Annotated in this window: 25 protein-coding genes and 1 pseudogene; 13 read left to right on the top strand and 13 right to left on the bottom strand. The window is 69.4% G+C overall.

The genetic code is table 11. From position 1 onward, the window contains the following. The first annotated feature begins 38 nt into the window (after window positions 1–38). The 5 genes from folP (at window position 39) to ACIREE_RS31385 (ending at window position 3,182) form a co-directional block, all read left to right on the top strand. Complete coding sequence (gene folP / locus ACIREE_RS31405) at window positions 39–902, top strand: dihydropteroate synthase (protein WP_404159607.1); 864 nt, start codon at window positions 39–41, stop codon at window positions 900–902. Then, window positions 899–1,480 carry a nuclear transport factor 2 family protein gene (locus tag ACIREE_RS31400; RefSeq protein ID WP_404159604.1) on the top strand — a complete coding sequence of 194 codons (582 nt, stop codon included), beginning with the start codon at window positions 899–901 and terminating at the stop codon, window positions 1,478–1,480. Before folP ends, ACIREE_RS31400 begins: the two co-directional genes overlap by 4 nt. A gap of 211 nt (window positions 1,481–1,691) precedes the next feature. Further along, window positions 1,692–2,051, top strand: a complete 360-nt coding sequence (folB, locus tag ACIREE_RS31395) for a dihydroneopterin aldolase (RefSeq protein WP_324770727.1) — start codon at window positions 1,692–1,694, stop codon at window positions 2,049–2,051. Beyond that, on the top strand, window positions 2,048–2,647 hold the full coding sequence (gene folK / locus ACIREE_RS31390) for a 2-amino-4-hydroxy-6-hydroxymethyldihydropteridine diphosphokinase (RefSeq protein ID WP_404159601.1): 600 nt from the start codon (window positions 2,048–2,050) through the stop codon (window positions 2,645–2,647). The genes folB and folK overlap by 4 nt, the downstream gene beginning before the upstream one ends. 52 nt (window positions 2,648–2,699) lie before the next feature. Next, window positions 2,700–3,182, top strand: coding sequence for a DUF3180 domain-containing protein (locus ACIREE_RS31385; protein ID WP_404159598.1), 483 nt, complete (start codon window positions 2,700–2,702; stop codon window positions 3,180–3,182). A 76-nt stretch (window positions 3,183–3,258) separates the two neighbouring features. Here the strand turns inward: ACIREE_RS31385 and folE are convergent, their stop codons facing one another. From folE to dacB, 6 genes are all read right to left on the bottom strand, one after another. Then, window positions 3,259–3,864 carry a GTP cyclohydrolase I FolE gene (gene folE / locus ACIREE_RS31380; protein WP_404159595.1) on the bottom strand — a complete coding sequence of 202 codons (606 nt, stop codon included), beginning with the start codon at window positions 3,862–3,864 and terminating at the stop codon, window positions 3,259–3,261. A 100-nt stretch (window positions 3,865–3,964) separates the two neighbouring features. Then, window positions 3,965–5,980 carry an ATP-dependent zinc metalloprotease FtsH gene (gene ftsH / locus ACIREE_RS31375; protein WP_404159593.1) on the bottom strand — a complete coding sequence of 672 codons (2,016 nt, stop codon included), beginning with the start codon at window positions 5,978–5,980 and terminating at the stop codon, window positions 3,965–3,967. A gap of 195 nt (window positions 5,981–6,175) precedes the next feature. Further along, window positions 6,176–6,736, bottom strand: a complete 561-nt coding sequence (gene hpt / locus ACIREE_RS31370) for a hypoxanthine phosphoribosyltransferase (RefSeq protein WP_404159783.1) — start codon at window positions 6,734–6,736, stop codon at window positions 6,176–6,178. Window positions 6,737–6,790: 54 nt separating this feature from the next. Beyond that, a complete protein-coding gene (tilS, locus tag ACIREE_RS31365; RefSeq protein WP_404159591.1) occupies window positions 6,791–7,807 on the bottom strand; it encodes a tRNA lysidine(34) synthetase TilS in 1,017 nt (338 codons plus the stop codon). Between the two features lie 200 nt (window positions 7,808–8,007). Further along, a complete protein-coding gene (locus ACIREE_RS31360; RefSeq protein WP_404159588.1) occupies window positions 8,008–9,153 on the bottom strand; it encodes a zinc-dependent metalloprotease in 1,146 nt (381 codons plus the stop codon). 96 nt (window positions 9,154–9,249) lie between these two features. Further along, complete coding sequence (dacB, locus tag ACIREE_RS31355) at window positions 9,250–10,740, bottom strand: D-alanyl-D-alanine carboxypeptidase/D-alanyl-D-alanine-endopeptidase (RefSeq protein ID WP_404159585.1); 1,491 nt, start codon at window positions 10,738–10,740, stop codon at window positions 9,250–9,252. 86 nt (window positions 10,741–10,826) lie between these two features. On the opposite strand from dacB, the gene ACIREE_RS31350 reads away from it, so the two are divergent. Further along, entirely contained in the window at window positions 10,827–11,318 is a 492-nt protein-coding gene (locus ACIREE_RS31350) for an inorganic diphosphatase (RefSeq protein WP_363192606.1), read from the top strand. Between the two features lie 144 nt (window positions 11,319–11,462). Continuing rightward, entirely contained in the window at window positions 11,463–13,127 is a 1,665-nt protein-coding gene (locus ACIREE_RS31345; protein WP_404159583.1) for a threonine/serine exporter ThrE family protein, read from the top strand. Window positions 13,128–13,195: 68 nt separating this feature from the next. Here the strand turns inward: ACIREE_RS31345 and ACIREE_RS31340 are convergent. Together ACIREE_RS31340 and ACIREE_RS31335 are read right to left on the bottom strand one after the other, a co-directional pair. Continuing rightward, window positions 13,196–13,861: pseudogene (locus ACIREE_RS31340) on the bottom strand (DedA family protein); the annotation flags it as partial. 183 nt (window positions 13,862–14,044) lie between these two features. Continuing rightward, window positions 14,045–14,806 (bottom strand): MerR family transcriptional regulator, encoded by a 762-nt coding sequence (locus tag ACIREE_RS31335; protein WP_404159580.1) that lies wholly within the window; start codon window positions 14,804–14,806, stop codon window positions 14,045–14,047. 214 nt (window positions 14,807–15,020) lie between these two features. Here ACIREE_RS31335 and ACIREE_RS31330 point away from each other — a divergent pair, with 214 nt between their 5' ends. Beyond that, a complete protein-coding gene (locus ACIREE_RS31330) occupies window positions 15,021–16,322 on the top strand; it encodes an ion channel protein (protein ID WP_404159577.1) in 1,302 nt (433 codons plus the stop codon). A gap of 41 nt (window positions 16,323–16,363) precedes the next feature. After that, window positions 16,364–17,782 (top strand): glutamate decarboxylase, encoded by a 1,419-nt coding sequence (locus ACIREE_RS31325; protein ID WP_404159574.1) that lies wholly within the window; start codon window positions 16,364–16,366, stop codon window positions 17,780–17,782. Here the strand turns inward: ACIREE_RS31325 and ACIREE_RS31320 are convergent. Then, a complete protein-coding gene (locus tag ACIREE_RS31320) occupies window positions 17,779–18,399 on the bottom strand; it encodes a PadR family transcriptional regulator (RefSeq protein WP_404159572.1) in 621 nt (206 codons plus the stop codon). The genes ACIREE_RS31325 and ACIREE_RS31320 overlap by 4 nt on opposite strands. 59 nt (window positions 18,400–18,458) lie before the next feature. Then, window positions 18,459–18,995, bottom strand: a complete 537-nt coding sequence (locus ACIREE_RS31315) for a DinB family protein (protein WP_404159569.1) — start codon at window positions 18,993–18,995, stop codon at window positions 18,459–18,461. Window positions 18,996–19,364: 369 nt separating this feature from the next. Here ACIREE_RS31315 and ACIREE_RS31310 point away from each other — a divergent pair, with 369 nt between their 5' ends. Next, window positions 19,365–19,607, top strand: coding sequence for a DUF397 domain-containing protein (locus ACIREE_RS31310; RefSeq protein WP_404159566.1), 243 nt, complete (start codon window positions 19,365–19,367; stop codon window positions 19,605–19,607). A 97-nt stretch (window positions 19,608–19,704) separates the two neighbouring features. Here ACIREE_RS31310 and ACIREE_RS31305 read toward each other — a convergent pair whose 3' ends face one another. Then, on the bottom strand, window positions 19,705–20,196 hold the full coding sequence (locus ACIREE_RS31305) for an ATP-binding protein (RefSeq protein WP_404159564.1): 492 nt from the start codon (window positions 20,194–20,196) through the stop codon (window positions 19,705–19,707). Window positions 20,197–20,450: 254 nt separating this feature from the next. On the opposite strand from ACIREE_RS31305, the gene ACIREE_RS31300 reads away from it, so the two are divergent. Further along, entirely contained in the window at window positions 20,451–21,317 is an 867-nt protein-coding gene (locus ACIREE_RS31300) for a helix-turn-helix domain-containing protein (protein WP_404159561.1), read from the top strand. 100 nt (window positions 21,318–21,417) lie between these two features. Beyond that, window positions 21,418–22,923, top strand: coding sequence for an aldehyde dehydrogenase family protein (locus ACIREE_RS31295; RefSeq protein WP_404159558.1), 1,506 nt, complete (start codon window positions 21,418–21,420; stop codon window positions 22,921–22,923). A 32-nt stretch (window positions 22,924–22,955) separates the two neighbouring features. Here the strand turns inward: ACIREE_RS31295 and ACIREE_RS31290 are convergent, their stop codons facing one another. Together ACIREE_RS31290 and rpmG are read right to left on the bottom strand one after the other, a co-directional pair. Further along, window positions 22,956–23,210 carry a type B 50S ribosomal protein L31 gene (locus tag ACIREE_RS31290; protein WP_404159555.1) on the bottom strand — a complete coding sequence of 85 codons (255 nt, stop codon included), beginning with the start codon at window positions 23,208–23,210 and terminating at the stop codon, window positions 22,956–22,958. A gap of 2 nt (window positions 23,211–23,212) precedes the next feature. Beyond that, window positions 23,213–23,377, bottom strand: a complete 165-nt coding sequence (gene rpmG, locus ACIREE_RS31285) for a 50S ribosomal protein L33 (protein ID WP_404159553.1) — start codon at window positions 23,375–23,377, stop codon at window positions 23,213–23,215. A gap of 160 nt (window positions 23,378–23,537) precedes the next feature. Here rpmG and ACIREE_RS31280 point away from each other — a divergent pair, with 160 nt between their 5' ends. After that, window positions 23,538–24,038: a hypothetical protein gene (locus ACIREE_RS31280; protein ID WP_404159550.1), complete on the top strand. Its 501-nt coding sequence runs from the start codon at window positions 23,538–23,540 to the stop codon at window positions 24,036–24,038. Window positions 24,039–24,044: the final 6 nt, after the last annotated feature.

Below are 24,044 nucleotides of genomic sequence, written 5' to 3'. Positions count from 1 at the left end.
GGCACGGGCACCCCCGAACCGGCTCTAGGCTGGAAGCCATGAGCACGTCGCAGGTCCACCGCGGCCACGTAGCCCACCTCCCTGTCTGGGACCGCTGCGCGGTCATGGGAGTCGTCAATGTGACGCCCGACTCCTTCTCCGACGGGGGCCGCTGGTTCGACACCAACGCCGCGGTCAAGCACGGCCTGGACCTGGTCTCCCAGGGTGCCGACCTCGTGGACGTCGGCGGCGAGTCCACCCGCCCCGGCGCCGCCCGGGTCGATGAGGACGAGGAGCTCAAGCGCGTCATCCCCGTCGTTCGCGGGCTCGCCGCCGAAGGCGTCACGGTCTCCGTCGACACCATGCGGGCCAGCGTCGCCGAGCGATCCCTCGCGGCGGGCGCGGCCCTGGTCAACGACGTCAGTGGCGGTCTGGCCGACCCCGCGATGGTCCCGGTCGTCGCCGCCGCGGGCGCCCCCTTTGTGGTGATGCACTGGCGCGGCTTCCTTCAGGGCGCCACCGTCCGAGGCTCCTATCAGGACGTCGTCTCCGAAGTGGTGAACGAGCTGCACGCGCGCGTGGAGGCGATCATCGAGGGCGGCATCGCCCCCGACCACCTCGTCATCGACCCGGGCCTCGGCTTCTCCAAGGAGCCCGGACACGACCTCGCCCTGCTCGCCCACCTCGACCGGCTCCGCGCGCTGGGCCATCCGATCCTCGTCGCGGCCTCCCGCAAGCGGTTCCTGGGCCACGTACTGGCCGACGAGGAGGGCGCCCCGCCGCCCGCGCGCGAGCGCGACGCCGCCACAGCCGCCGTCTCCGCGATCGCCGCGCACACCGGCGCCTGGGCGGTGCGCGTCCACGAGGTGCGGGCCACCGCCGACGCGGTCCGGGTGGCCCGCGCCGTCGAAGGAGCCCTGTGACCAGCACCGACACCCAGGCCGTCGAGGAGACCAACCGGGCCTTCTACGAGTGCATGGAGCGCGGCGACTTCGAGGAGCTGACGTCCCTGTGGCTGGCGCCCGAGGACGCCACGTACGCCGAGGACGCGGACCCCGACGACGCCGAGGACACGTCCGTCAGCTGCGTGCACCCCGGCTGGCCGGTGCTCTCCGGGCGGGGTGAAGTGCTGCGCTCGTACGCGCTGATCATGGCGAACACCGAGTACATCCAGTTCTTCCTGACCGACGTGCGGATCAGCGTCGTCGCCGACACCGCCCTGGTGACCTGCACGGAGAACATCCTCAGCGGCGGTCCCGCCCCGGCCGAGGGCGACGAGCTCGGCCCGCTCGTCGGACAGCGCGTCGTCGCCACGAATGTGTTCCGGCGCACCCGCGACGGCTGGAAGCTGTGGTCGCACCACGCCTCACCGGTCCTCGCGGAAGAGGACGAGAGCGCCGACGGCACAGCCGCCACAGCCACCGACGACATCTACAACACCGACGACACTGGCATCACCGACAACACAGACAACACAGAGGGCGGCGGGTCACTCTCCTGAGTGGGTAAGCGCCTCTGGAGGGAACCGGAGATTCCGGCGCGGGGTTGGGTCCGTCACTGCCTGGGTATGGGCGGCTACCAGCCGGGGCCCTTCTGTACAGAGCCCCGCGGGCGAGCGATGTCAGTGCTCGCAGGTAGATTCGATCGAGGCCATCACGTCGACCGCACATCGACGGGACCGGCCTCTACCGACGACTGCAGGAGTGATTCGCGTGGATCGTGTCGCGCTGCGCGGCCTCAAGGCCCGCGGGCACCATGGCGTCTTCCCCAAGGAGCGCGAGGAAGGCCAGACCTTCATCGTGGACCTGGTGCTCGGACTGGACACCCGAGCGGCGGCGGCCGACGACGACCTGGCGAAGACCGTGCACTACGGCATCGTGGCGGAGGAGGTCGTGGCCGTCGTCGAAGGCGAGCCGGTCGACCTCATCGAGACGCTCTCCGAGCGCATCGCCCAGACGTGCCTGAAGCACGAAGGGGTCCTGGAGGTCGAGGTCTGCGTCCACAAGCCGGACGCCCCGATCACCGTGCCCTTCGACGACGTGACCGTCACCATCACCCGGAGCCGAGTATGAATCAGACTCAGTTCGACCCGACCGTCCAGCCGGTGCCGACCTCTGTGGTGGAACAGGTCGATGCCGCCGACACCACGCTCTCGAACCCGCAGCGCGCCGTACTCTCCCTCGGCGCGAACCTGGGGAACCGCCTGGAGACCCTGCAGGGCGCCATCGACGCCCTGGAGGACACCCCCGGTGTCCGCGTCAAAGCCGTCTCGCCCGTGTACGAGACGGAGCCCTGGGGCGTCGAGCCCGGCAGCCAGCCGTCGTACTTCAACGCGGTGGTGGTCCTGAAGACGACGCTTCCGCCCGCCTCGCTCCTGGAGCGTGCCCACGCGGTCGAGGAAGCCTTCCACCGGGTCCGGGACGAGCGCTGGGGCCCGCGCACCATCGACGTCGACATCATCGCCTACGCCGATGTCGTCTCGGACGATCCGACGCTCACGCTGCCCCACCCGCGGGCCCACGAGCGGGCGTTCGTGCTGGCGCCGTGGCACGACGTGGAGCCGGAGGCCCAGCTGGCCGGCCGCGGCGCCGTCGCCCAGCTGCTCGACGCCGTGACCCGCGACGGTGTGGCGCCGCGCGCCGACCTGGAACTACGGCTGCCCGAGTAATCGTTAAGGTCTAGCGGGCAGACCGAAGACACACGAGGGGCGAGCAACGGGGATGAAGCAACTGCGCATCAGGACTCTGGCCGGCCTCTTCGTGGTCGCCGGGGTGCTGTCCTGGGCCGGCGCTCGGCTGTGGGACTCGGTCGGCACACTGCCGCGGGTCCCGCCGGCCGCGCCCATCGTGCTGGCGGTGATCGCCGCCGTGCTGCTCGCGACGGCGCTGTCCATCCGCTCCCGGCTGCGCGCCCAGCGCGAGCGCCGGCCCGAGGCGAAGGGCGTCGACCCGATGATGGCCGCCCGCTCGCTCGTCTTCGGGCAGGCCAGTGCGCTGGTGGCCGCGCTGGTGGCAGGGATGTACGGCGGCACCGGCGCGTTCCTGCTGGAGTCCCTGGACATCCCGGCCCGGCGTGATCAGGCGATCTACGCCGGGTTCTCGGTCGTCGCGGGCATCGCGGTGATAGCGGCGGCGCTCTTCCTGGAGCGCGTCTGCAAGCTCCCGGACGACGACGACACGGAAAGCACGGCGTCAGCCGCATAATCCGAGCCTCTCCGGCGATTGAGGAGCGGGGTCCGGGGCAGAGCCCCGTGACCTCAGCATCCGGCGCCGAGGGGCATCAGCGCCCGATGATCAAGCTCATGGCCTCGGCGCGCGTAGCCGGATCCCGCAACTGACCGCGCACGGCCGACGTGATCGTCTTCGCTCCGTGCTTGCGCACGCCCCGCATCGTCATGCACATGTGCTCGCACTCCACGACCACGATGACGCCGCGCGGCTCCAGGATCTGCATCAGGGAGTCCGCGATCTGCGTCGTCAGGCGCTCCTGCACCTGCGGGCGGCGGGCGAAGACGTCGACGAGGCGGGCCAGCTTCGACAGGCCCGTGATCTTGCCGTCGGACGACGGAATGTAGCCGACGTGCGCGACGCCCACGAACGGCACGAGGTGATGCTCACAGCTGGACTGGACTTCGATGTCCTTCACCAGGACCATCTCGTCGTGGCCGAGGTCGAACGTCGTCGTCAGGACATCCTCGGGCTTCTGCCACAGACCCGCGAATATCTCCTTGTACGCGCGGGCGACCCGCGCCGGGGTCTCCCGCAGTCCCTCCCGGTCCGGGTCCTCTCCGACCGCGATGAGCAGCTCTCGCACGGCGTTCTCGGCCCGCTTCTCGTCGAACTCGCCGATCGAGCCCTCGCCGTCCAGCGTCACCGGGTCGGTCATGTGGTGCCTCTTCCTCGTATGTACCGGCGCGGCAGCGCAAAAGGCCGCGTCCCCCACACCGTAAAGCGTGGGGGACGCGACCTGCATTCCGGGCCCTGAGTCAGCTCTCGGGGCGCTCTTCCTTCACCGTGTCCACCGGGGCGGTGGTTTCGATGGCGGGCGCCGATCCGTTCGCCCCGTTCGTCAGTGACAGCTCCTTGGGGGAGAGCACCGGCGGGCGGGTCGACGGGGTGCGGCGGGAGGAGCCGGTCCACGCGGGGCGGGCCGGACGCTTCACGATCGGAGTGAAGATCTCAGCGATCTGCTCCTTGTTCAGCGTCTCCTTCTCGAGCAGCGCGAGGACCAGGTTGTCGAGAACGTCGCGGTTCTCGACGAGGATTTCCCAGGCCTCGTTGTGCGCCGTCTCGATGAGCTTCTTGACCTCTTCGTCGACGAGCGCGGCGACCTCTTCCGAGTAGTCGCGCTGGTGCCCCATCTCGCGGCCCAGGAAGGGCTCCGAGTTGTCGCCGCCGAACTTGATCGCGCCGAGCCGCTCGGTCATGCCGTACTGCGTGACCATCGCGCGGGCCGTACTGGTGGCCTTCTCGATGTCGTTCGCGGCACCCGTCGTCGGGTCGTGGAAGACGAGCTCCTCGGCCGCGCGTCCGCCCAGCATGTAGGCGAGCTGGTCGAGCATCTCGTTGCGCGTGGTCGAGTACTTGTCCTCGTCCGGGAGCACCATCGTGTAGCCCAGAGCACGGCCTCGGGAGAGGATCGTGATCTTGTGGACCGGGTCGGAGTTCGGTGAAGCCGCCGCGACCAGGGCGTGTCCGCCCTCGTGGTACGCGGTGATCTTCTTCTCCTTGTCCGACATGATCCGGGTCCGCTTCTGCGGGCCCGCGACCACACGGTCGATCGCCTCGTCGAGCGACAGGTTGTCGACCAGCTTCTTGTCCGAGCGGGCCGTCAGCAGCGCGGCCTCGTTCAGGACGTTCGCCAGGTCGGCACCGGTGAAGCCCGGGGTACGGCGGGCGACGGCCGACAGGTCGACGTCGGGCGCGACCGGCTTGCCCTTCTGGTGAACCTTGAGGATCTCCAGACGGCCCTGCATGTCCGGGCGGTCGACCGCGATCTGCCGGTCGAAACGGCCGGGACGCAGCAGCGCCGGGTCGAGGATGTCGGGCCGGTTCGTGGCGGCGATCAGGATCACGCCGCCCTTCACGTCGAAGCCGTCCATCTCGACGAGCAGCTGGTTCAGCGTCTGCTCGCGCTCGTCGTGTCCGCCGCCGAGGCCGGCGCCGCGATGGCGGCCGACCGCGTCGATCTCGTCGACGAAGACGATCGCCGGAGCGTTCGCCTTGGCCTGCTCGAAGAGGTCGCGGACACGGGAGGCGCCGACACCGACGAACATCTCGACGAAGTCGGAACCGGAGATCGAGTAGAACGGCACCCCGGCCTCACCGGCGACGGCCCGCGCGAGCAGCGTCTTACCGGTACCGGGCGGGCCGTAGAGCAGCACACCCTTGGGGATCTTGGCGCCGACGGCCTGGAACTTGGCCGGCTCCTGCAGGAACTCCTTGATCTCGTGGAGTTCCTCGACGGCCTCGTCCGACCCCGCCACGTCGGCGAACGTCGTCTTCGGAGTGTCCTTGGTGATGAGCTTGGCCTTGGACTTCCCGAACTGCATGACTCGGGAGCCGCCGCCCTGCATCTGATTCATCAGGAACAGGAAGACGACCACGATGAGAACGAAGGGCAGCAGCGTCAGCAGGATGCCCACGAAGGGGTTCTGCTTCGACGGGGCAACGGTGTACCCGTCGGGGATCTGCTTGTCCTCGAACTTGGCCTGCAGATCCTTGGCCACCTCGACGCCCTGGTCGCCGATGTAGCTGGCCTGGATCTTGCTCGAGCCGTCGACCTTCTGGCCGTCCTTCAGCTCGGCCTTGATGGTGTTGTCGTCACCGGTGGTCAGCTTGGCCGACTGCACCTTGTTGTCGTTGATGGCCTGAATGACCTGGCCGGTGTCCACCGTCTTGTAGCCGCCGGACGAACCGACGACCTGCATCAACACGACCACGGCAAGGACGGCCAGCACGATCCACATGACCGGCCCACGGAAGTATCGCTTCACGTCCATCCATACGGAGCGATGACGCCCCGTCCCTCCTGCCATAGTGAGTTTGATAAGGCTTTTTGAAACTGTTTGAAGAACTGTTCTTCGGACGGTACCCCAGCATTGTCACCCGACGCCGCAGGGGAGGACCGACAAACGTGCCTTCGCATGCTCCAACGGCGGGGGCCCCTTGAGGGTTCCCGGCCGCCCGGCGCGTGCTCAGCCGCCGTACACGTGCGGCGCGAGCGTGCCGACGAACGGCAGGTTCCGGTACTTCTCCGCGTAGTCCAGGCCGTACCCGACCACGAACTCGTTCGGGATATCGAAGCCGACCCACTTCACGTCGATGTCGACCTTGGCCGCTTCCGGCTTGCGCAGCAGCGTGCACACCTCGAGGGAGGCGGGCTCGCGCGAACCGAGGTTCGTGAGCAGCCAGGAGAGCGTCAGGCCGGAGTCGATGATGTCCTCGACGATCAGGACGTGCTTGCCCTTGATGTCGGTGTCGAGGTCCTTGAGGATCCGCACGACGCCGGACGACTGGGTGCCCGCGCCGTACGAGGACACCGCCATCCAGTCCATCGTGACGGGGGTGGACAGGGCACGTGCCAGGTCCGCCATGACCATGACGGCGCCCTTGAGGACTCCGACGATCAGTACGTCCTTGCCCGCGTACTCCGCGTCGACCTTCGCGGCCAGCTCAGCCAGCTTCGCGTCGATCTCTTCCTTGGTGATGAGCACCGACTGAAGGTCGGTGCCCATGTCTTTCGCGTCCACCCGCATCACTTTCGGTCGTCCCACCGGCCACCCGGAGCCCACTGAGATCGTGGTCCCTCGTCAGCCTTGCCGGATCACCAGTCTGCCACCCTGCCGCTGGGCGACGACTTTGCCCGGGAGGTTGATCTCCCCCTGGCCGCGCCAACCGGTGATCAGGCGGTCCACCTCTTCGATGTGACGGGCGAAGAGCGCGCCGGCCGGTGCGCCTGCCTCGATCGCGGCCTTGCGCAGGATCCGGCGGCGCACGGCGGGCGGCAGCGCGTAGAGCTTGGCGCACTCCAGGAGTCCGGTCGCGTCCCGTACGGAGACGGCCGCCTGCTGGGCCCAGGTGTCCAGGGCGTCGGCGTCGTCCCGGGAGAGCTGGGCCGTGCGGGCGAGGGCCTCGACGACGCCCTTGCCGAGCGCCTTCTCCAAGGCGGGCAGCCCTTCGTGGCGGAGCCGCGATCTCGTATAGGCGGGATCGGTGTTGTGCGGGTCGTCCCACACGGGCAGATGCTGCACGAGGCAGGCTTTGCGGGCGGTCTGCCGGTCGAGCCGGAGGAAGGGGCGGCGGTAGCGGTCAGTGGCCCCCGGTCCCCCGGAGACAGGCGCCATGCCGGACAGCGAGCGGATACCGGAGCCGCGGGCGAGGCCCAGCAGGACGGTTTCGGCCTGGTCGTCGCGGGTGTGGCCGAGCAGGACGCCGGCGGCGCCGTGGCGCTCCGCGGCGGCGTCGAGGGCCCCGTACCGGGCGTCGCGGGCGGCGGCTTCGGGGCCGCCTTCGCGGCCGACCCGGACGGCGATGGATTCGACGGGGCTCAGGCCAAGGGCGGTCAGCCGCAGGACGACATCCTCGGCCCGGGTGTCGGAGCCGGGCTGCAGACCGTGGTCGACGGTGATGCCACCGGCGCGGATGCCGAGTTTGGGCGCTTCGAAGGCGAGGGCCGAGGCGAGCGCCATGGAATCGGCGCCGCCCGAGCAGGCGACCAGCACGAGCGGCTGTCCGCCGGAGGGGGGCTTGGATGGTGCGCTGAGGATGTCGTGGAGGACGCGGCGGACCGCCAGGCGTATCGCCGCGACCGCAGGATGGGGACCCATGTCCGGTTCCCTTCATTCCGTTGTCTAGGGGGGTGGGCGCCAGAAATTGAAATGGCTCAGTCGCTCAACGGTGATCCGGCGACTTCGGTCACGCAGAGTGTGTCGATGGTGACAGAGCCGAGCCATTCCCTGAGCATTGCACGCCTACCCACGGCCTACGGTCCCTCGGATGGGTGATCCTGAGTGATTGTGGGCGCGGTCTACGGGGCGTCGTGAGCGCCGTCCGTCTTGTTGTGCACCCGCGCGACCCAGTCCGCGGGTTTGGCGATCTCCGCCTTGGTCGGCAGCGTGTTGGGCGAGGTCCAGATCCGGTTGAAGCCGTCCATGCCGACCTCGTCGACGACCGCGCGCACGAATCGCTCGCCGTCGCGGTACTGGCGCAGCTTGGCGTCGAGGCCGAGGAGCTTGCGCAGCGCCATGTCGAGCCGGGAGGCGCCCTTCTGCCTGCGCTGCTGGAACTTCTCGCGGATCTCCCCCACCGTCGGCACGACCGCGGGGCCGACGCCGTCCATCACGAAGTCCGCGTGCCCTTCGAGCAGGGACATGACGGCGGTGAGGCGGGCCAGGATCTCGCGCTGGGCCGGGGACTGGACGAGCTCCACGAGGGAGCGTCCGCCGTCGTCCTCCTCGCCTTCGGGGCGCCCGCCCGCCAGCGACTGGGCGGCTTCCCTGATCCGCTCCAGGAACGTCGTCGGGTCGACCTCGGTCTCGGCGAGGAACGACTGGATCTCGCCCTCCAGGTGGTCGCGCAGCCAGGGCACGGCCGTGAACTGGGTGCGGTGCGTCTCCTCGTGGAGGCAGACCCAGAGCCTGAAGTCGTGCGGGTCCACGTCGAGTTCGCGCTCTACGTGCACGATGTTCGGCGCGACGAGGAGGAGGCGGCCGCCGCCGTTCGGCGCGGCCGGGAGGTCGCGGGTGGCGGGGGCGAAGGTCTCGTACTGGCCGAGGACGCGGGAGGACATGAACGACAGGAGCATGCCGAGCTCGACGCCCGTCACCTTGCCGCCGACCGCGCCGAGCACGGCGCCGCCCGGGCCCGTCCGGCGTTCCTGCATCTTGTCGAGCAGGGGCTTGAGGATCTCGCGGAAGCCCTCGACGTTGGCCTTCACCCAGCCGGGCCGGTCCACGACGAGGACGGGGGTGTCGTGTGCGTCGTCCGTGGCCATGCGCGTGTACGCGCGTACGTGCTCCTCGGAGGCCTTGGCGTGCCGGCGCAGCTCCGCGACGATGGCACGCGCCTCGTCACGGCTGACCTCTGGGCCGGGTCGTACGAGTCGGGTCGCGGTCGCCACCGCGAGATTCCAGTCGACCATCCCTGAAGAAGCAGCACCGCCGATGCTCGTCATGCGTCAACGGTACGTGACCCCTTCCGTGCGTGGAGAGACTTGGACCCGTACCGGGTCCCCACTTAGGCCTCGTTGTCCCCTAGGGGACGCGCCGGCTCAGCGGCAGCCGCAGTTGGCGACGGACGAGGCGAGGCGGTCGAGGCCTGCCTGGGCCGATTGGGGGCCGGGGGCGCCCTGCGTCATGAACGCGAAGACGAGGAGCCGTCCGTCGGCGTCGACGACCGTGCCGGCGAGGGTGTTCACGCCGGTGAGGGTGCCGGTCTTGGCGCGGACGAGGCCGGTGCCCGAGGCGTCGGCCGGGTCCTCGTAGCGGCTGCTGAGGGTGCCGGTGAAGCCGGCGACGGGCAGGCCGGTGAGGACGGACCGCAGTTCGGGGTGTCCGGGCTCGGCGGCCTTGGCGAGCAGCCCGGTGAGCAGCTGGGCGGAGACCTTGTCGGTGCGGTCGAGGCCGCTGCCGTCGGAGAAGTGGGCCCCGGTGAGCGGGAGTCCGAGGGTGTCCAGCTGCTTTTTGACGGCCCTGCCCGCGCCGTCGAAGTCGTGGCTCTCGTCGGCGGCGACGGCGGCCTGCCGGGCGAGGGCCTCGGCGATGTCGTTGTCGCTGTGCGTCAGCATGCGCTCGACCAGGGCGGAGAGCGGCGGCGACTCGACCTTCGCGACGTCCTCGGCCCGGCCGGACGCCTTGCTCGGGCCGGGGGCGCCGCCCTTGGTCCTGATGCCGCGGTCGTGCAGGAGGTCCGCGAACTTCTGTGCCGCCGACGCCGCCGGGTCCCCCGCGCGCGTGGCCGTGCCGCTGTTGGAGTCGTCGGTGCGGCCCTCGTCGGCCATCAGCGCGGTGACCTGGGCGAGGTTCTCGTTCGGGCCGATGGGGTGCGTGGCGGGCCCGGAGTACAGCGAGGTGTCGTACGTGAGGGTGACTTCGGTGGTGCCGCTCTTCTTGAGAGAAACGGCCGTCTTCTCCGCGAGAGTGCGCAGGCTGGCGGCGCCGTAAGGATTCTTCTCATGGGCCGTCAGGGTCGGGTCGCCGCCGCCCACCAGGACGAGTTCCCCGGAGTCCTTCTCCAGGACCGTACGGGTCGCGATGCGGTGCTCGGGGCCCGCCGCCGACAGGGCCGCGACGGCCGTGGCCAGCTTGGTGGTGGACGCCGGGGTGAGGGCGTCCCCCGCGGACTTCCCGTAGAGCGTCTTTCCGGTGACGGCGTCGACGACCGCGGCCGTGCGGTGCGTCCCCAGCGAGGGGTCCTTCAGGAGGGGGTCGAGTACGTCGGCCAGCGCGCGCCGCGTCGGTCCCGGCACCGACGCACCGGGTGCGGCCAGCACCGCGGCAGCGCTGGGCGCGGCGGCCGGTGCGCCCGGAGCGTCGCCGTGATCTGCGCCACCCCCGGCGTCCTGGTGGGCCGCCCGGTGCGCCTCGGCCTTACGCTGACCCGAAGCGTCCCAGGGACCGGTCGTGGCCACCACGACGGCCGCGAGGGCAAGGCCCACCGCCGTCGCGCCCGCCGTGACGTGCTTGGTCCTGCTTTTCGCAACCCACGTGGCAGCGGTCTTCGCCGCGCTCGTCAAGAGCTGCGAAGTCTTCGGCTCCGGCACCGCGGACCAGCCCCTTTCGCGATCACACACCTGCGTGAGGGACACTTAACCACCAGTCGTATGTGTTGATCATGGAGGAGCCACCGGTGGAGTTCGACGTCACGATCGAGATTCCGAAGGGATCGCGGAACAAGTACGAGGTCGACCACGAGTCCGGTCGGATCCGTCTGGACCGTCGTCTGTTCACCTCGACCGCCTACCCGACGGACTACGGCTTCGTCGAGAACACCCTCGGCGAGGACGGCGACCCGCTGGACGCCCTGGTCATCCTGGACGAGCCGACCTTCCCCGGCTGCCTCATCAAGTGCCGCGCCATCGGCATGTTCCGTATGACGGACGAGGCCGGCGGCGACGACAAGCTGCTGTGCGTCCCGGCGACGGACCCGCGGATGGAGCACCTGCGCGACATCCACCACGTCTCCGAGTTCGACCGCCTGGAGATCCAGCACTTCTTCGAGGTCTACAAGGACCTGGAGCCCGGCAAGTCCGTCGAGGGCGCCGACTGGGTGGGGCGTGTCGAGGCCGAGGCCGAGATCGAGCGTTCCTACAAGCGCGCTCAGGACCACGGCGGTCACTGACCGAATCGTTCACTGACGGGCCGCCCGATCCCTGCCGGGGTCGTGCGGCCCGTTTGCGTATTCGTGCGCATACTGAGGCGTGGGGGAGGCAGACGACATACGTAGGCGTGCAGAAGGGCGAGGAACCACAGAGGTGCCACACACGTGACGGAGCGGGAGTCCGAGGCCCCGGAGGACCGCAAACCGCAGTCCGACGAGGCCCGCAGCCAGTTCACGCAGCCCATCGGGGTGGTGTCGTCGGCTCCGGTGGTGGAGGAGGAGTCCTCGGTCACCTCGGAGTTCGCGCTTCCCGACGGGATGAGCGTGCAGGCGACCGACGTGGCCGACGCGGAAGGGTCCGCGTTCACGCCGCCGAGGACCTACCAGACCCGGCAGTCGCCGGTCGCTTTCACCCCGGCGCACGGCATCCCCATGGTCAAGCTGACCAAGGAGGCGCCCTGGCAGGACCGGATGCGCACGATGCTGCGGATGCCGGTCGCCGAGCGGCCCTCGCCCGAACCGGCGCAGAAGCAGGACGAGACCGGGCCCGCCGTGCCGCGCGTGCTCGACCTGACGCTGCGTATCGGGGAGCTGCTGCTCGCCGGTGGTGAGGGCGCCGAGGACGTGGAGGCGGCGATGTTCGCCGTGTGCCGGTCCTACGGGCTCGACCGGTGCGAGCCGACGGTGACGTTCACGCTGCTCTCGGTCACCTTCCAGCCGTCGCTGGTCGACGACCCGGTGACGGCGTCGCGCACCGTGCGCCGCCGCGGCACCGACTACAACCGGCTAGCAGCGGTGTTCCGGCTCGTCGACGACATCAGCGACGACGACGACGAGGTCGACGTCACGCTGGAGGAGGCGTACCGGCGGCTCGCGGAGATCCGACGCAACCGGCACCCCTACCCCGGCTGGGCGCTCACCGGGGCGAACGGTCTCCTGGCCGGCTCCGCCTCGATCCTCGTCGGCGGTGATCTCCTGGTGTTCGTCGCGGCGGCCCTCGGCGCGATGCTCGGCGACCGGCTCGCGTGGCTGTGCGCGGGGCGCGGATTCCCGGAGTTCTACCAGTTCACGGTGGCCGCGATGCCGCCCGCCGCGATCGGTCTGCTGCTCACGCTCGCCGATGTGGACGTGAAGGCGTCCGCGGTGATCACCGGTGGACTGTTCGCCCTGCTGCCGGGGCGGGCGCTCGTGGCGGGCGTGCAGGACGGGCTGACCGGCTTCTACATCACGGCCTCGGCGCGGCTCCTGGAAGTCATGTACTTCTTCGTGGGCATCGTCATCGGCGTGCTGATCATGCTGTACGTCGGTGTGCAGCTGCACGCGCAGCTCAACCCCGAGGCGGCGCTGACGCCCCACCCGCGGCCGTACTGGCAGATCGCCGCGTCGATGGCGCTGTCGCTGGCGTTCGCCGTGCTGTTGCAGCAGGAACGCTCGACGGTGCTCGCCGTGACGCTCAACGGGGGTGTGGCGTGGATCGTCTACGGGGCGATGCACGACGCGGGCGACATCTCGCCGGTCGCCTCCACCGCGGCGGCGGCCGGGCTCGTCGGTCTCTTCGGGCAGCTGTTCTCGCGGTACCGGTTCGCGTCGGCCCTGCCGTACGTCACGGCCGCGATCGGGCCGCTGCTACCCGGTTCGGCGACGTATTTCGGGCTGCTCGGGATCGCCCAGAGCAATGTGAACGACGGGCTCGTCTCACTCTCCAAAGCGGCCGCGCTGGCCATGGCCATCGCGATCGGGGTGAACCTGGGTGGCGAGATCTCCCGGCTCTTCATCCGCTCGCCCGGCGCCGCGAACCGCCGGGCGGCGAAGCGGACGCGGGGCTTCTAACGCGGGGCTTCTAGGGCCCCGACGCCCGGAGTTCAGCGCTTCGCGTGCCGGCCGCGCTGGGCCGCGGTCTGCCCGGCGTCCGTGGCACCCGGCTCCGCCCGTGCCGCCGCCTTCTTCGCCTTGCCGCGCGCCCGCAGGAACTCGATCGCGATCGGTACGACCGAGACCAGGACGATCAGGATCAGGATCGCCTCGATGTTCTTGTGGACGAACTCGATGTTGCCCAGCCAGGAGCCGAGCAGCGTCACGCCCGCGCCCCACAGGACGCCGCCGATCACGTTGAACGTGATGAACGAGCGGTACTTCATGCCGGAGACGCCCGCGATGATCGGCGTGAACGTGCGGACGATCGGCACGAAGCGGGCCAGGACCAGCGACTTGGGGCCGTACTTCTCGAAGAACTCGTGCGCCTTCTGCACGTTCTCCTGCTTGAAGAGCTTGGAGTCCGGGCGCCGGAACAGCGACGGGCCGACCTTCTTGCCGAAGAGGTAGCCCGCCTGGTCGCCGAGGACCGCTGCGACGCAGATCAGTGCGACCGCCGCCCACAGGGGGAAGTCCAGGGTGCCGGCGGTGATCAGCAGGCCGCAGGTGAACAGCAGCGAGTCGCCCGGCAGGAAGAAGCCGATCAGCAGGCCCGACTCGGCGAACACGATCAGCAGCAGACCCCAGATACCGAACGTGTTCAGCAGGTGGTCGGGGTCGAGCCAGCTGGGTCCGAGAGCAAGCGTCGTCACGGGCGTCACGGGTCCGGGCTCCTGAGGGGCTTGAGAAACAGAACAGAACACAGAACAGAACAAGGTCCGCCAAGGCAATGGCGCTGCAAAGTTATCAACGCCGATCGTCCTTGCCAGGTTCCACTGGCCCTCTCAGGATGCACTGTGCGTCAACTGTGGCAAACCTGTCGGTATGCGCAGGCGTCACACGGCGTGCCGGGCCGCGTTCGCGTGGATCGCGTCACGCAGGTGCTCGGCGACGCCCTCGCCCATGGAGTCGTAGAACGCCTTGAAGCGCTCGTCGGCCACATACATGTCGCCGAGACAGACGTGCATCGCGTACGGGCACTCGTAGAACCAGCGCGCGATGTGCGCGCGGTGCTCCTCGGCCAGGTCCATGGCGGGTCCGCCCGTCGCGTCCTCGCCGGCCGTGACGAGGGCCGCGTAGCGCGCGCTCCAGTCGTCGACCTCGGCTTGCAGCCGCTTCCAGTCGGCTTTCGTATAGGTCGCGGCCCGCCGCTGCGACTCGGCGTACGTCTCCGTGGCGCCCCAGCGCCGCTCGGCCTCCTCCGCGTACTGCTCGGGGTCCTTGTCGCCGAAGACCTCGAACCGTTCTTCCGGAGTGAGCTGGATTCCCATCTTCTGTGCCTCCATGGCGTGTTCGACGGCCTCGGCCATCTTCTGCAGTCTCTCGATGCGGGCGAGGAGCACCTCGTGCTGTCGCCGCAGGTGGACGCGCGGGTCCGTCGTCGGGTCGTCGAGCAGGGTCTGGACCTCGTCGAGCGGGAAGCCGAGTTCCCGGTAGAAGAGGATCTGCTGGAGCCGGTCCAGGTCGGCCTCGCCGTAGCGGCGGTGGCCCGCGTGGCTGCGCTCGCTCGGGGTGAGCAGGCCGATCTCGTCGTAGTGGTGCAGGGTGCGCACCGTGACGCCGGCGAATCCGGCCACCTGACCCACCGAGTAGCTCATGCGCCGCTCCTCCTGATGCCTGATGCGGGTGCGTGATGCGGGTGCGTGATGCGGGTGCGTGATGCGGGTGCGTGATGCGTTCGTCGCCTGCCGTACGTGGTTCAGCCTGGGGCCTCACGCCGCGTGAGGTGCAAGCGGGTCGTCCGCGATTTCTTCCGGGCCCACATGATCCATTCCGGGTGTAATGCGCAGAATGTCCAATTAAAGTGACGCCGTGAGCAATGAAGTCGCCGTCGCGCCGCCGCCACCGCCCGCACAGCCCGCGGTCTCCGCTCGCACCCTGCTGCCCCTCGTCGCCCCCGCTCTCGCGGTGGGCGTCGGATGCAGCCTGCTGTTCCTCGCGGTGAGCGGGGTCGCCGAGAAGCTGCAGGACGTGCTCTGGACGGACCTGCCCGACGCGCTCGGCATCGGCGGCTACGGGTCGTTGTGGATGATCGTCATGCTCACCGCCACCGGTGTCCTGGTCGGGCTCGTGGTGTGGAAGGCGCCCGGCCACGCAGGACCCGATCCGGCGACGCTCGGCCTGGGCGGTGAGGAGCCGCTGCCGCCGTACGTGCTGCCGGGCCTCGTCGTCGCGGCGGCCCTGATGCTCGCGGGCGGGCCCAGCCTGGGCCCGGAGAACCCGATCATCGCCACCAACGTCGCGGTGGCGTTCTGGCTCGGCCGCAAGGTGCTGCCGAAGGCGCCGGGCGCGCTGTGGGTGTCGCTCGCCTCGGCCGCGACGCTGGGCGCCCTGTTCGGCACGCCGGTCGCCGCGGCGCTGGTCGTCTCCGAGGCACTGGCCGGCAAGCCGATGCCGATCAAGGGCTCGCTCTGGGACAACCTCTTCGGGCCGCTGCTCGCCGCCGCGACGGGCGCGCTGACCACGACGCTGGTCGCCTCCCCCTCCTTCGACCTGGGTCTGCCGCCCCTCGACCGGCCCGGCTGGGGCGACCTGCTGGCCGCGATCGTCGTGTCCTGCGCGGCCGCCGTGCTCGGCATGGTCGCCGTCTGCGCGTTCCCGTACGTCCATGGCGCCTTCGCGCGGCTGCGGCACCCGATGCTGACGCTGCCGCTCGGCGGGCTCGCGCTCGGCCTGCTGGGCGCGCTCGGCGGGCATCTGACCCTCTTCAAGGGGCTGCACGAGGTGGGCGAGCTGGCCGCCGACCCGGAGGGCTGGTCGGCGGGGCAGTTCGCCGCGATGACCGTCGTGAAGCTGGCCGCGCTGCTGATCGCCGCGTCGTGCGGGTTCCGCGGCGGGCGGATCTTCCCCGCCGTGTTCATCGGTGCCGCGTTCGGGCTGTGCGCGCACGCGCTGGTGCCGGCCGTGAACGTGTCGGTGGCCATCTCGGCGGGCGTTCTCGGCATCCTGCTCGCGATCACCCGGCAGGGCTGGGTGAGCCTCTTCACGGCCGCCGTGCTCGTCGCCTCGCCCGCGATCCTCGCCGTCATGTGCGTCGCATCTTTGCCCGCTTGGCTCCTGGTGACGGGACGGGCACAGATGCAACTCTCGGAGGACGGAACGCCGTTGCACTGAGCCACTCGCCATGTCCCGCCGCCCACCGAGGAGTTACCGACATGTCGCCGCTGCATCAGAGCCCGTCCGACAAGCGCGACGAGCGCCGCCTCTCCGTCAACCCCTTCTACGGCGAGGCCGATCCGACGGCCGGAATGGCCGACGCGCCGCCCAAGCACCACCTTCCGGACAAGCCGCTCGCGCCCATGACCGCGTACCAACTCGTCCACGACGAACTGATGCTGGACGGGAACTCCCGGCTCAACCTCGCCACCTTCGTCACGACCTGGATGGAACCGCAGGCCGGTGTCCTGATGGCGGAGTGCCGGGACAAGAACATGATCGACAAGGACGAGTACCCGCGCACCGCCGAGCTGGAGAAGCGCTGCGTGGCGATGCTCGCCGACCTGTGGAACGCGCCGGACCCGACGGCCGCCGTGGGCTGTTCGACGACCGGGTCCAGCGAGGCGTGCATGCTCGCCGGGATGGCGCTCAAGCGCCGCTGGGCGCAGAAGAACGCGGACCGCTACCCCTCCCGCGAGGCCCGGCCCAATCTCGTCATGGGTGTGAACGTGCAGGTCTGCTGGGAGAAGTTCTGCAATTTCTGGGAGGTGGAGGCGCGGCTCGTGCCCATGGAGGGCGAGCGCTTCCACATCGACCCGACGGCCGCGGCCGAGCTGTGCGACGAGAACACGATCGGTGTCGTCGGGGTCCTCGGCTCCACCTTCGACGGGTCGTACGAGCCGATCGCCGCGCTGTGCACGGCACTTGACGCCCTGCGCGAGCGGACAGGTCTCGACATCCCGGTGCACGTGGACGGGGCCTCGGGCGCGATGGTGGCGCCCTTCCTCGACCCCGAACTGGTCTGGGACTTCAGGCTCCCGCGCGTGGCGTCCATCAACACGTCGGGCCACAAGTACGGCCTCGTCTACCCGGGCGTCGGCTGGGCCCTGTGGCGCACGGCCGACGCGCTCCCCGAGGAACTCGTCTTCCGGGTCAACTACTTGGGCGGTGACATGCCGACGTTCGCGCTCAACTTCTCGCGCCCCGGCGCCCAGGTGGTCGCCCAGTACTACACGTTCCTGCGGCTGGGCCGTGAGGGCTACCGCGCGGTCCAGCAGGCGACCCGTGACGTGGCCCGCGGCCTCGCCGAACGCATCGAGGCGCTCGGCGACTTCCGGCTCATCACGCGGGGCGACGAGTTGCCGGTCTTCGCGTTCACGACCGTGCCTGAGGTGACGGCGTACGACGTGTTCGACGTGTCACGGCGGCTGCGGGAGCGGGGCTGGCTGGTCCCGGCGTACACGTTCCCCGCGCACCGGGAGGATCTGGCGGTGCTGCGGGTGGTGTGCCGCAACGGGTTCTCCGAGGATCTCGCGGAGCTGCTGATCGAGGACCTGATCAGCCTGCTGCCGGAACTGCGCCGCCAGCCGCATCCCATCACCCGGAACAAGGAGGAGGCGACCGGGTTCCACCACTAGGGCCTGGGCGCGTACGGGTTCTCCTGGCCGTCCGCGAGTACGCCCACGAACGGCTCGCCCTCGCCCGCGAAGGTGTAGGCGCCGCCCTCGATGCGGCCGATCAGACCCCGGGTCCACTCGGCGCCCGTGTCCGCGGAGAACACCCAGTAGTTCATGATCTCGCCGATGTGGCCGAGCTGCCCGGGGCCGTCCTCGGGCGTGTAGTAGTCGGTGACGGAGCCGCGCCACTTCTCGATGCGGCGCACCCGCTCCCCGAGCAGCGCGACGGCCTCCTCGCGGGGCAGATCCACCATGAAGCCGAGCGCGGCCGTGAGGACGTCGGGCCGCTGGTCGTACGCGGTCAGGGACTTGCGGAGCAGGGCCAGGTACTCCTCGGTGCCCTGCTCCGTGAGCTCGTACTCGGTGCGCGGCGGGCCGCCGGCCGTGGACGGGGCGACCTCGTGCGCGACCAGCAGTCCCTGCTTCGCCATCTGCTTGAGAGCGTGGTAGATCGAGCCCGGCTTGGCGTTCGACCACTCGTGGGCGCCCCAGTACTCCAGGTCGCCCCGCACTTGGTAGCCGTGCGCGCGGCCGTGCTGGCGGACGGCCCCGAGAACCAGGAGGCGGATCGCTGACATGCGGCCAGCGTAGGACGTCGGCCCCGGGCGCTCGGCTTCGGGCGCTCAGCTCCGCGCGGTCAGCTCTGGGCGAGTGCCACCAGCTCGAACGCCGTCTTGCCGTCCAGCGACTCCCTGATGATGTCGGCGTGGCCCGCGTGCCGGGCCGTCTCGCGGATCAGGTGCAGCCCGAGCCAGCGCACCGAGACCGCGGGGCAGCCGTGGAACCAGGGCTGGTCCGGCAGCGGGAACGTGTCGTCCAGGCTGGGCGCCGCGCGGAAGAACTCCTCGGTGCGGCGGGCGACGTCGTCGTAGTAGTCGAGGACCGCCTTGACGGACTCGTCGCCGACCAGGCGGAAACTGTCGCCCCAGGTCTCGGCATCGCGCTCGGTGTCGGGGGCGATCTGCTGCGCCCGCGCGATCCAGCCCTGCTCGACCTCGGCCACATGCTTCAGAAGCCCCGCGAGGGAGAGTTCGCTGGCGCTCGGCTCGGAGGAGGCCTGTTCGTCGGTGAGGCCGAGCAGGGCCCGGCGGATGCCGCCGCGCTGTTCGGCGATGAAGGCGAGCAGCGCTCCGCGTTCGTCACCGCGGGCTTCGGGGTTCACGTGCATGACCATGACGGCCGCCTCTCGTCTATGACACGTCTTCCTGACGCGTCTACCTGACGCGTCTACCTGACGCGTCTTCGCCGGCTTGTGCCGACATAGATGAAGGTATGTGGGATGTAGGTCAGATCCTGGCCGCCTTCCGGAATTGCTTGTCAACCGGAGAGGATCATGGCGGACGGGCCCCGTTCGCATGCCATGCCGATGTCGGGGCAGGCGCGCGCTGGCCGAGACTGTGGGCGACCGGGCATGCACGTGCATCTGCCCATGCATCGGGCATATGAACGCAGCTATGCTCCTGCACAGTTGGGACGTTTGGTCCTTGCACTCATACCTGTCGCAGGGTCAGTTCACAGTTACGGCATCACCGGGGAGCGAACCGTGCACCACGTGTACAACGGCATGGCGGCCACGGAGCTGCACGGAGTGGTCTGGCAGAAGAGCCGGCACAGCAACTCCCAGGGCTCCTGTGTGGAGTTCGCCAAGCTGCCCGGCGGCAAGGTGGCCGTGCGCAACTCGAACTTCCCGGACGGGCCCGCTCTCGTCTACACACCGGCCGAGATCGAGGCCCTGCTGCTCGGTGTGAAGGACGGCGAGTTCGACCACCTGGCATCCGGCGCCTGACAGCGATCCGCCCGGAGAAGTCACGGAAGGCCACTGACGCGCGTAGATCTCAGACCCGACTACGCCTACTCGTCCGTACCTCGGGACGGGGCCGTGTTCAGAGACTGAACAGGGCCCAGACCACTTTTCCGCTCAGCGTTCCGGCCAGCGGATGCCAGCCCCAGCTGTCACTGAACGAGTCGACGAGGAACAGGCCGCGCCCGGACTCCGCCGAGAAGTCGTCCTCGGCCTCCCCGGCCACCGGACTGTCGTTGCTGGGGTCGCGCACCGCGCACACCACGCGCGACGCCCACCGCATCAAGTGCAGTCGCACGGGCGGGTCCTGACCGTACGGCGTGTCCGCCGGAAGTGCGTGCCGCAAGGCGTTAGTGACCAGCTCCGAGACCACCAGACAGACGTCGTCGAACCGCTCCGGGACATCCCAGTCGGCGATCGTTCTGCGGGTGAACTCCCGTGCGCAGCGCACCGCTTCATATCGGGCGGCCAGTGCGCAGGAGGCGGCGCTGGAGACGGCGGAGGGGGCGAGTGGAGGCAGGCCCTGCCTTAACGCATCGTAAGGCTCGAGCATGGCCGATCCGTTCGTCCCCATGCGAGACACTCCCCAGATTCGCAGTACACAGCGAGCGGTGGTGTCGACCATCGTTCCGAATGCGTACACCGGATGCAAGGGCAGATGCACGTGCACGCGCCGGAGTTGAGCAGTCCGTACCACTTCTTGCTCATTTCTTCCTACGACTTCTTGCGCCGGTCTTTCGTGATCTTTCCGTTTCTGTAACCGAACGAGTACGGGCTGGAGCGTTTAATGGCAGACTTCGGCCCTTGAAGCGATGGGGAGGCAGTGACGTGACCGCTGGGGATCCGGGTGGATCGGTGGTGCGGCGCATCCTGTTGGGCTCTCAACTGAGGCGCCTGAGGGAATCGCGCGGCATCACACGAGAGGCCGCCGGCTACTCGATCCGTGCTTCCGAATCCAAGATCAGCCGCTTGGAGTTGGGACGGGTGAGCTTCAAGGCGAGAGATGTCGAGGACCTGCTGACCCTGTACGGGGTGACCGACGACGCCGAACGCGGCGCGCTGCTCTCCCTCGTCAAAGAGGCCAACGTCGCGGGCTGGTGGCACAGTTACTCCGATGTGCTCCCCGGCTGGTTCCAGACGTACATCGGCCTCGAAGGCGCCGCGTCGCTGATCCGCGGGTACGAAGCGCAGTTCGTGCACGGCCTGTTGCAGACCGAGGCGTACGCCCACGCGGTGATCGAGCGCGGCATGCGGGGAGCGCCCAGGGAGGACATCGACCGGCGGGTGGCCCTGCGTCTCGCCCGGCAGAAGGTGCTGGTCGCGGAGCGGGCGCCGGACGTCCGCATCGTCCTGGACGAGGCCGCGTTGCGCCGGGTGCACGGCGGGCCCCAGGTGATGCGCGGGCAGCTGGAACATCTGGTCGAGGTGGCCCAGTTCCCGCATGTGACGCTGCAGGTCATGCCGTTCAGCCACGGCTGGCACGCCGGCGAGTCCGGCACCTTCACCCTCCTCACCTTCCCCGAGTCCGACCTCTCGGACCTGGTCTTCCTCGAACAGCTCACCAGCGCCCTGTACTTGGACAAGCGCGAGGACGTAGCGCAGTACGAGAAGGCGATGGCCAGGCTGCAGCAGGAGTGCCCCTCGCCGAAGCAGAGCCTGGAGCTGCTGCGTCGAATCGCGACCGAATTCGCTTAAATACAACACCAGTTGGTTGAAAGTCGACTGCAACTGGCGGATCCCAGCCGTACGATGACGTCACATCAGGTGTCCGGCGCTGCAGCAAGGGATCTCCCCCATGACGTCACAGCCCCCCACGTCGTCCCCGTCCTCGTTCCAGTCCTCGCAGGACTTCTTCACGGAACTGGACCGGCAGTACATCGACGGCACGTGGCGCCCCGGGCGAGGATCATGGGACATCATCGACTTCAACCCGTACAACGGTGACAAGCTCGCCTCCATCACCGTCGCCTCGGTCGAGGAGATCGACGAGGCGTACCGGGCGGCCGAGCGGGCGCAGAAGGACTGGGCGAAGACCAACGCGTACACGCGCCGCCTCGTCTTCGAGCGGGCCCTGCGCCTCGTCGAGGAGCGCGAGGCCGAGATAGCCGAGGCGATCATCGACGAGCTCGGCGGCACCCGGGTCAAGGCCGGGTTCGAGCTGCACCTCGCCAAGGAGTTCCTGCGCGAGTCGATCCAGCTGGCGCTGCGCCCGCAGGGCCGGGTCATCCCCTCCCCCGTGGACGGCAAGGAGAACCGCCTCTACCGGGTGCCGGTGGGTGTGGTGGGCGTGATCTCGCCGTTCAACTTCCCGTTCCTGCTGTCGCTCAAGTCGGTCGCACCCGCCCTGGCCCTCGGCAACGGCGTCGTGCTGAAGCCGCACCAGAACACGCCGATCGTCGGCGGCTCACTGGTCGCGAAGATCTTCGAGGACGCGGGGCTGCCGCCGGGGCTGCTGAACGTCGTCATCACGGACATCGCCGAGATCGGCGACGCGCTGCTGACCCACCCCGTGCCGAAGGTCATCTCCTTCACCGGCTCCGACACGGTCGGCCAGCACGTCGCGACGGTGTGCGTCTCGCAGTTCAAGCACGCGATCCTCGAACTCGGCGGCAACAGCGCGCTGACCGTGCTCGACGACGCCGACATCGACTACGCGGTGGACGCGGCGGTCTTCAGCCGGTACGTCCACCAGGGCCAGGTCTGTATGGCCGCGAACCGCATCCTCGTGGACCGCAAGATCGAGGAGGAGTTCACGCGGAAGTTCGTCGCGAAGGTCTCGACGCTCAGGACGGGTGACCCGCGCGACCCGGGGACCGTCATCGGCCCGGTCATCAACTCCACGCAGGTGGACGCGATCACGGGAGTCGTCGAGCAGGCGCTCGCGGAGGGCGCGACGGCGCTGGTCCGCGGGGGCGTGGACGGGAATCTGGTGGAGCCGGTGGTGCTGACCGGGCTGCCCGCCGATTCCCCGGTGCTGCGGCAGGAGATCTTCGGGCCCGTCGCGCTCCTCATCCCCTTCGACGGGGACGAGGAGGCGGTGCGGATCGCGAACGACACCCCGTACGGGCTGAGCGGAGCCGTGCACACCGGCGACATCGAGCGGGGTGTGGCGTTCGCCCACCGGATCGACACGGGCATGATCCACGTCAACGACGGCACCGTGCACGACGAGCCGCTCGTCGCCTTCGGCGGGGAGAAGCGGTCGGGGCTCGGCCGACTCAACGGCGAGGCGACGGTCGAGTCCTTCACGACCCAGAAGTGGATCTCGGTGCAGCACGGGCGGAGCCAGTTCCCCTTCTAGGGCCTGATGACTCTTCCTCCTGGCGGCTCGGCCTATCGGCCGGGCCGTTGCGCGTAGCGGCGCTCGAAGCGCTCCACGCGGCCCGCGGTGTCCAGGACCCGCTGGTTGCCGGTGTAGAAGGGGTGGCTGACGTTGGAGATCTCGACGTCGACCACGGGATACGTGTTCCCGTCCGCCCACTCGATCGTCCGCTCGCTCGTCATGGTGGAGCGGGTGAGGAAGGCGTGGTTCGCGGCGCGGTCGCGGAACACGACCGGGGCGTAGGCGGGGTGGATGGCGTTGTTCATGGTCAGCGTTCCTCTCGGAAGTCGGTGTGCCGGCCGGCGACGGGGTCGTACTTGCGCAGGGTCACGCGGTCGGGGTCATTGCGGCGGTTCTTGCGGGTCACGTACGTGTAGCCGGTCCCCGCGGTGGACCTGAGCCTGATCACTGGGCGGAGTTCGTTGCGTGCCATGTGACCGAGTATATGAAAATGGCAGTCATTTTCAATAGTAGAGGGCGACTGTGGGCTGAGAGATGCGTCACCCCCGCCGGAAGGGGTGACGACTGGTAACTTCTGCGGCGACCCAGGCCGACAGCAGCTTGGGACAACAGCAGTGATGTAGGGGGAAGTTGTGCGCATCAGGACCGTACGGGGCATCGCGGGCGCCGCGGCCGTGGCGGCGGCGCTGGTCGTGACCGGCTGCAGCAGTGACGACAGCGGCAAGGACAAGGGCGCGGACCAGGCGTCGGACAGCTCGTCGTCCTCGGCGGCGACGGACGGCGGGGCGTCGTCCGGTTCGGCCGGGTCCGCGAAGGACACCGAGGGCATCTGGAGCGCCACCACCGACGGGCAGGCCGTCGTCCTCGTGGTCGGCGGCAAGCAGGCCTCACTGAGCACCGGTGACGGGCATCTGTGCACCGGCACCGTGACGGAGTCGGGCAAGCCGACGCTGGACCTGAAGTGTGCCGACGGGAACAACGACCGGACCGCCGGGTCGGTCGAGTCCAACGACGGCAAGACCATGAAGGTGTCCTGGGGCGCCGGGGCGGCCGACACCTTCACCAAGTCGGCGGACGGCAAGCTGCCCACGGGCCTGCCGACGGGTCTGCCCAGCGGGATGCCGACCAACTGACCTTGC

Source organism: Streptomyces sp. NPDC102467 (genome assembly GCF_044765445.1).
Taxonomy (GTDB): Bacteria; Actinomycetota; Actinomycetes; order Streptomycetales; family Streptomycetaceae; genus Streptomyces.
This window is presented reverse-complemented; position numbering and strand designations above follow the sequence as displayed.

Coding starts and splice junctions, on each gene's coding strand:
- folP (WP_404159607.1), top strand. CDS start 39: ATGAGCACGTCGCAGGTCCACCGCGGCCACGTAGCCCACCTCCCTGTC.
- folK (WP_404159601.1), top strand. CDS start 2,048: ATGAATCAGACTCAGTTCGACCCGACCGTCCAGCCGGTGCCGACCTCT.
- ACIREE_RS31385 (WP_404159598.1), top strand. CDS start 2,700: ATGAAGCAACTGCGCATCAGGACTCTGGCCGGCCTCTTCGTGGTCGCC.
- folE (WP_404159595.1), bottom strand. CDS start 3,864: ATGACCGACCCGGTGACGCTGGACGGCGAGGGCTCGATCGGCGAGTTC.
- ftsH (WP_404159593.1), bottom strand. CDS start 5,980: ATGGACGTGAAGCGATACTTCCGTGGGCCGGTCATGTGGATCGTGCTG.
- hpt (WP_404159783.1), bottom strand. CDS start 6,736: ATGCGGGTGGACGCGAAAGACATGGGCACCGACCTTCAGTCGGTGCTC.
- tilS (WP_404159591.1), bottom strand. CDS start 7,807: ATGGGTCCCCATCCTGCGGTCGCGGCGATACGCCTGGCGGTCCGCCGC.
- ACIREE_RS31360 (WP_404159588.1), bottom strand. CDS start 9,153: ATGACGAGCATCGGCGGTGCTGCTTCTTCAGGGATGGTCGACTGGAAT.
- ACIREE_RS31335 (WP_404159580.1), bottom strand. CDS start 14,806: ATGAGCTACTCGGTGGGTCAGGTGGCCGGATTCGCCGGCGTCACGGTG.
- ACIREE_RS31325 (WP_404159574.1), top strand. CDS start 16,364: ATGTCGCCGCTGCATCAGAGCCCGTCCGACAAGCGCGACGAGCGCCGC.
- ACIREE_RS31320 (WP_404159572.1), bottom strand. CDS start 18,399: ATGTCAGCGATCCGCCTCCTGGTTCTCGGGGCCGTCCGCCAGCACGGC.
- ACIREE_RS31315 (WP_404159569.1), bottom strand. CDS start 18,995: ATGGTCATGCACGTGAACCCCGAAGCCCGCGGTGACGAACGCGGAGCG.
- ACIREE_RS31305 (WP_404159564.1), bottom strand. CDS start 20,196: ATGGGGACGAACGGATCGGCCATGCTCGAGCCTTACGATGCGTTAAGG.
- ACIREE_RS31295 (WP_404159558.1), top strand. CDS start 21,418: ATGACGTCACAGCCCCCCACGTCGTCCCCGTCCTCGTTCCAGTCCTCG.
- ACIREE_RS31290 (WP_404159555.1), bottom strand. CDS start 23,210: ATGAACAACGCCATCCACCCCGCCTACGCCCCGGTCGTGTTCCGCGAC.
- rpmG (WP_404159553.1), bottom strand. CDS start 23,377: ATGGCACGCAACGAACTCCGCCCAGTGATCAGGCTCAGGTCCACCGCG.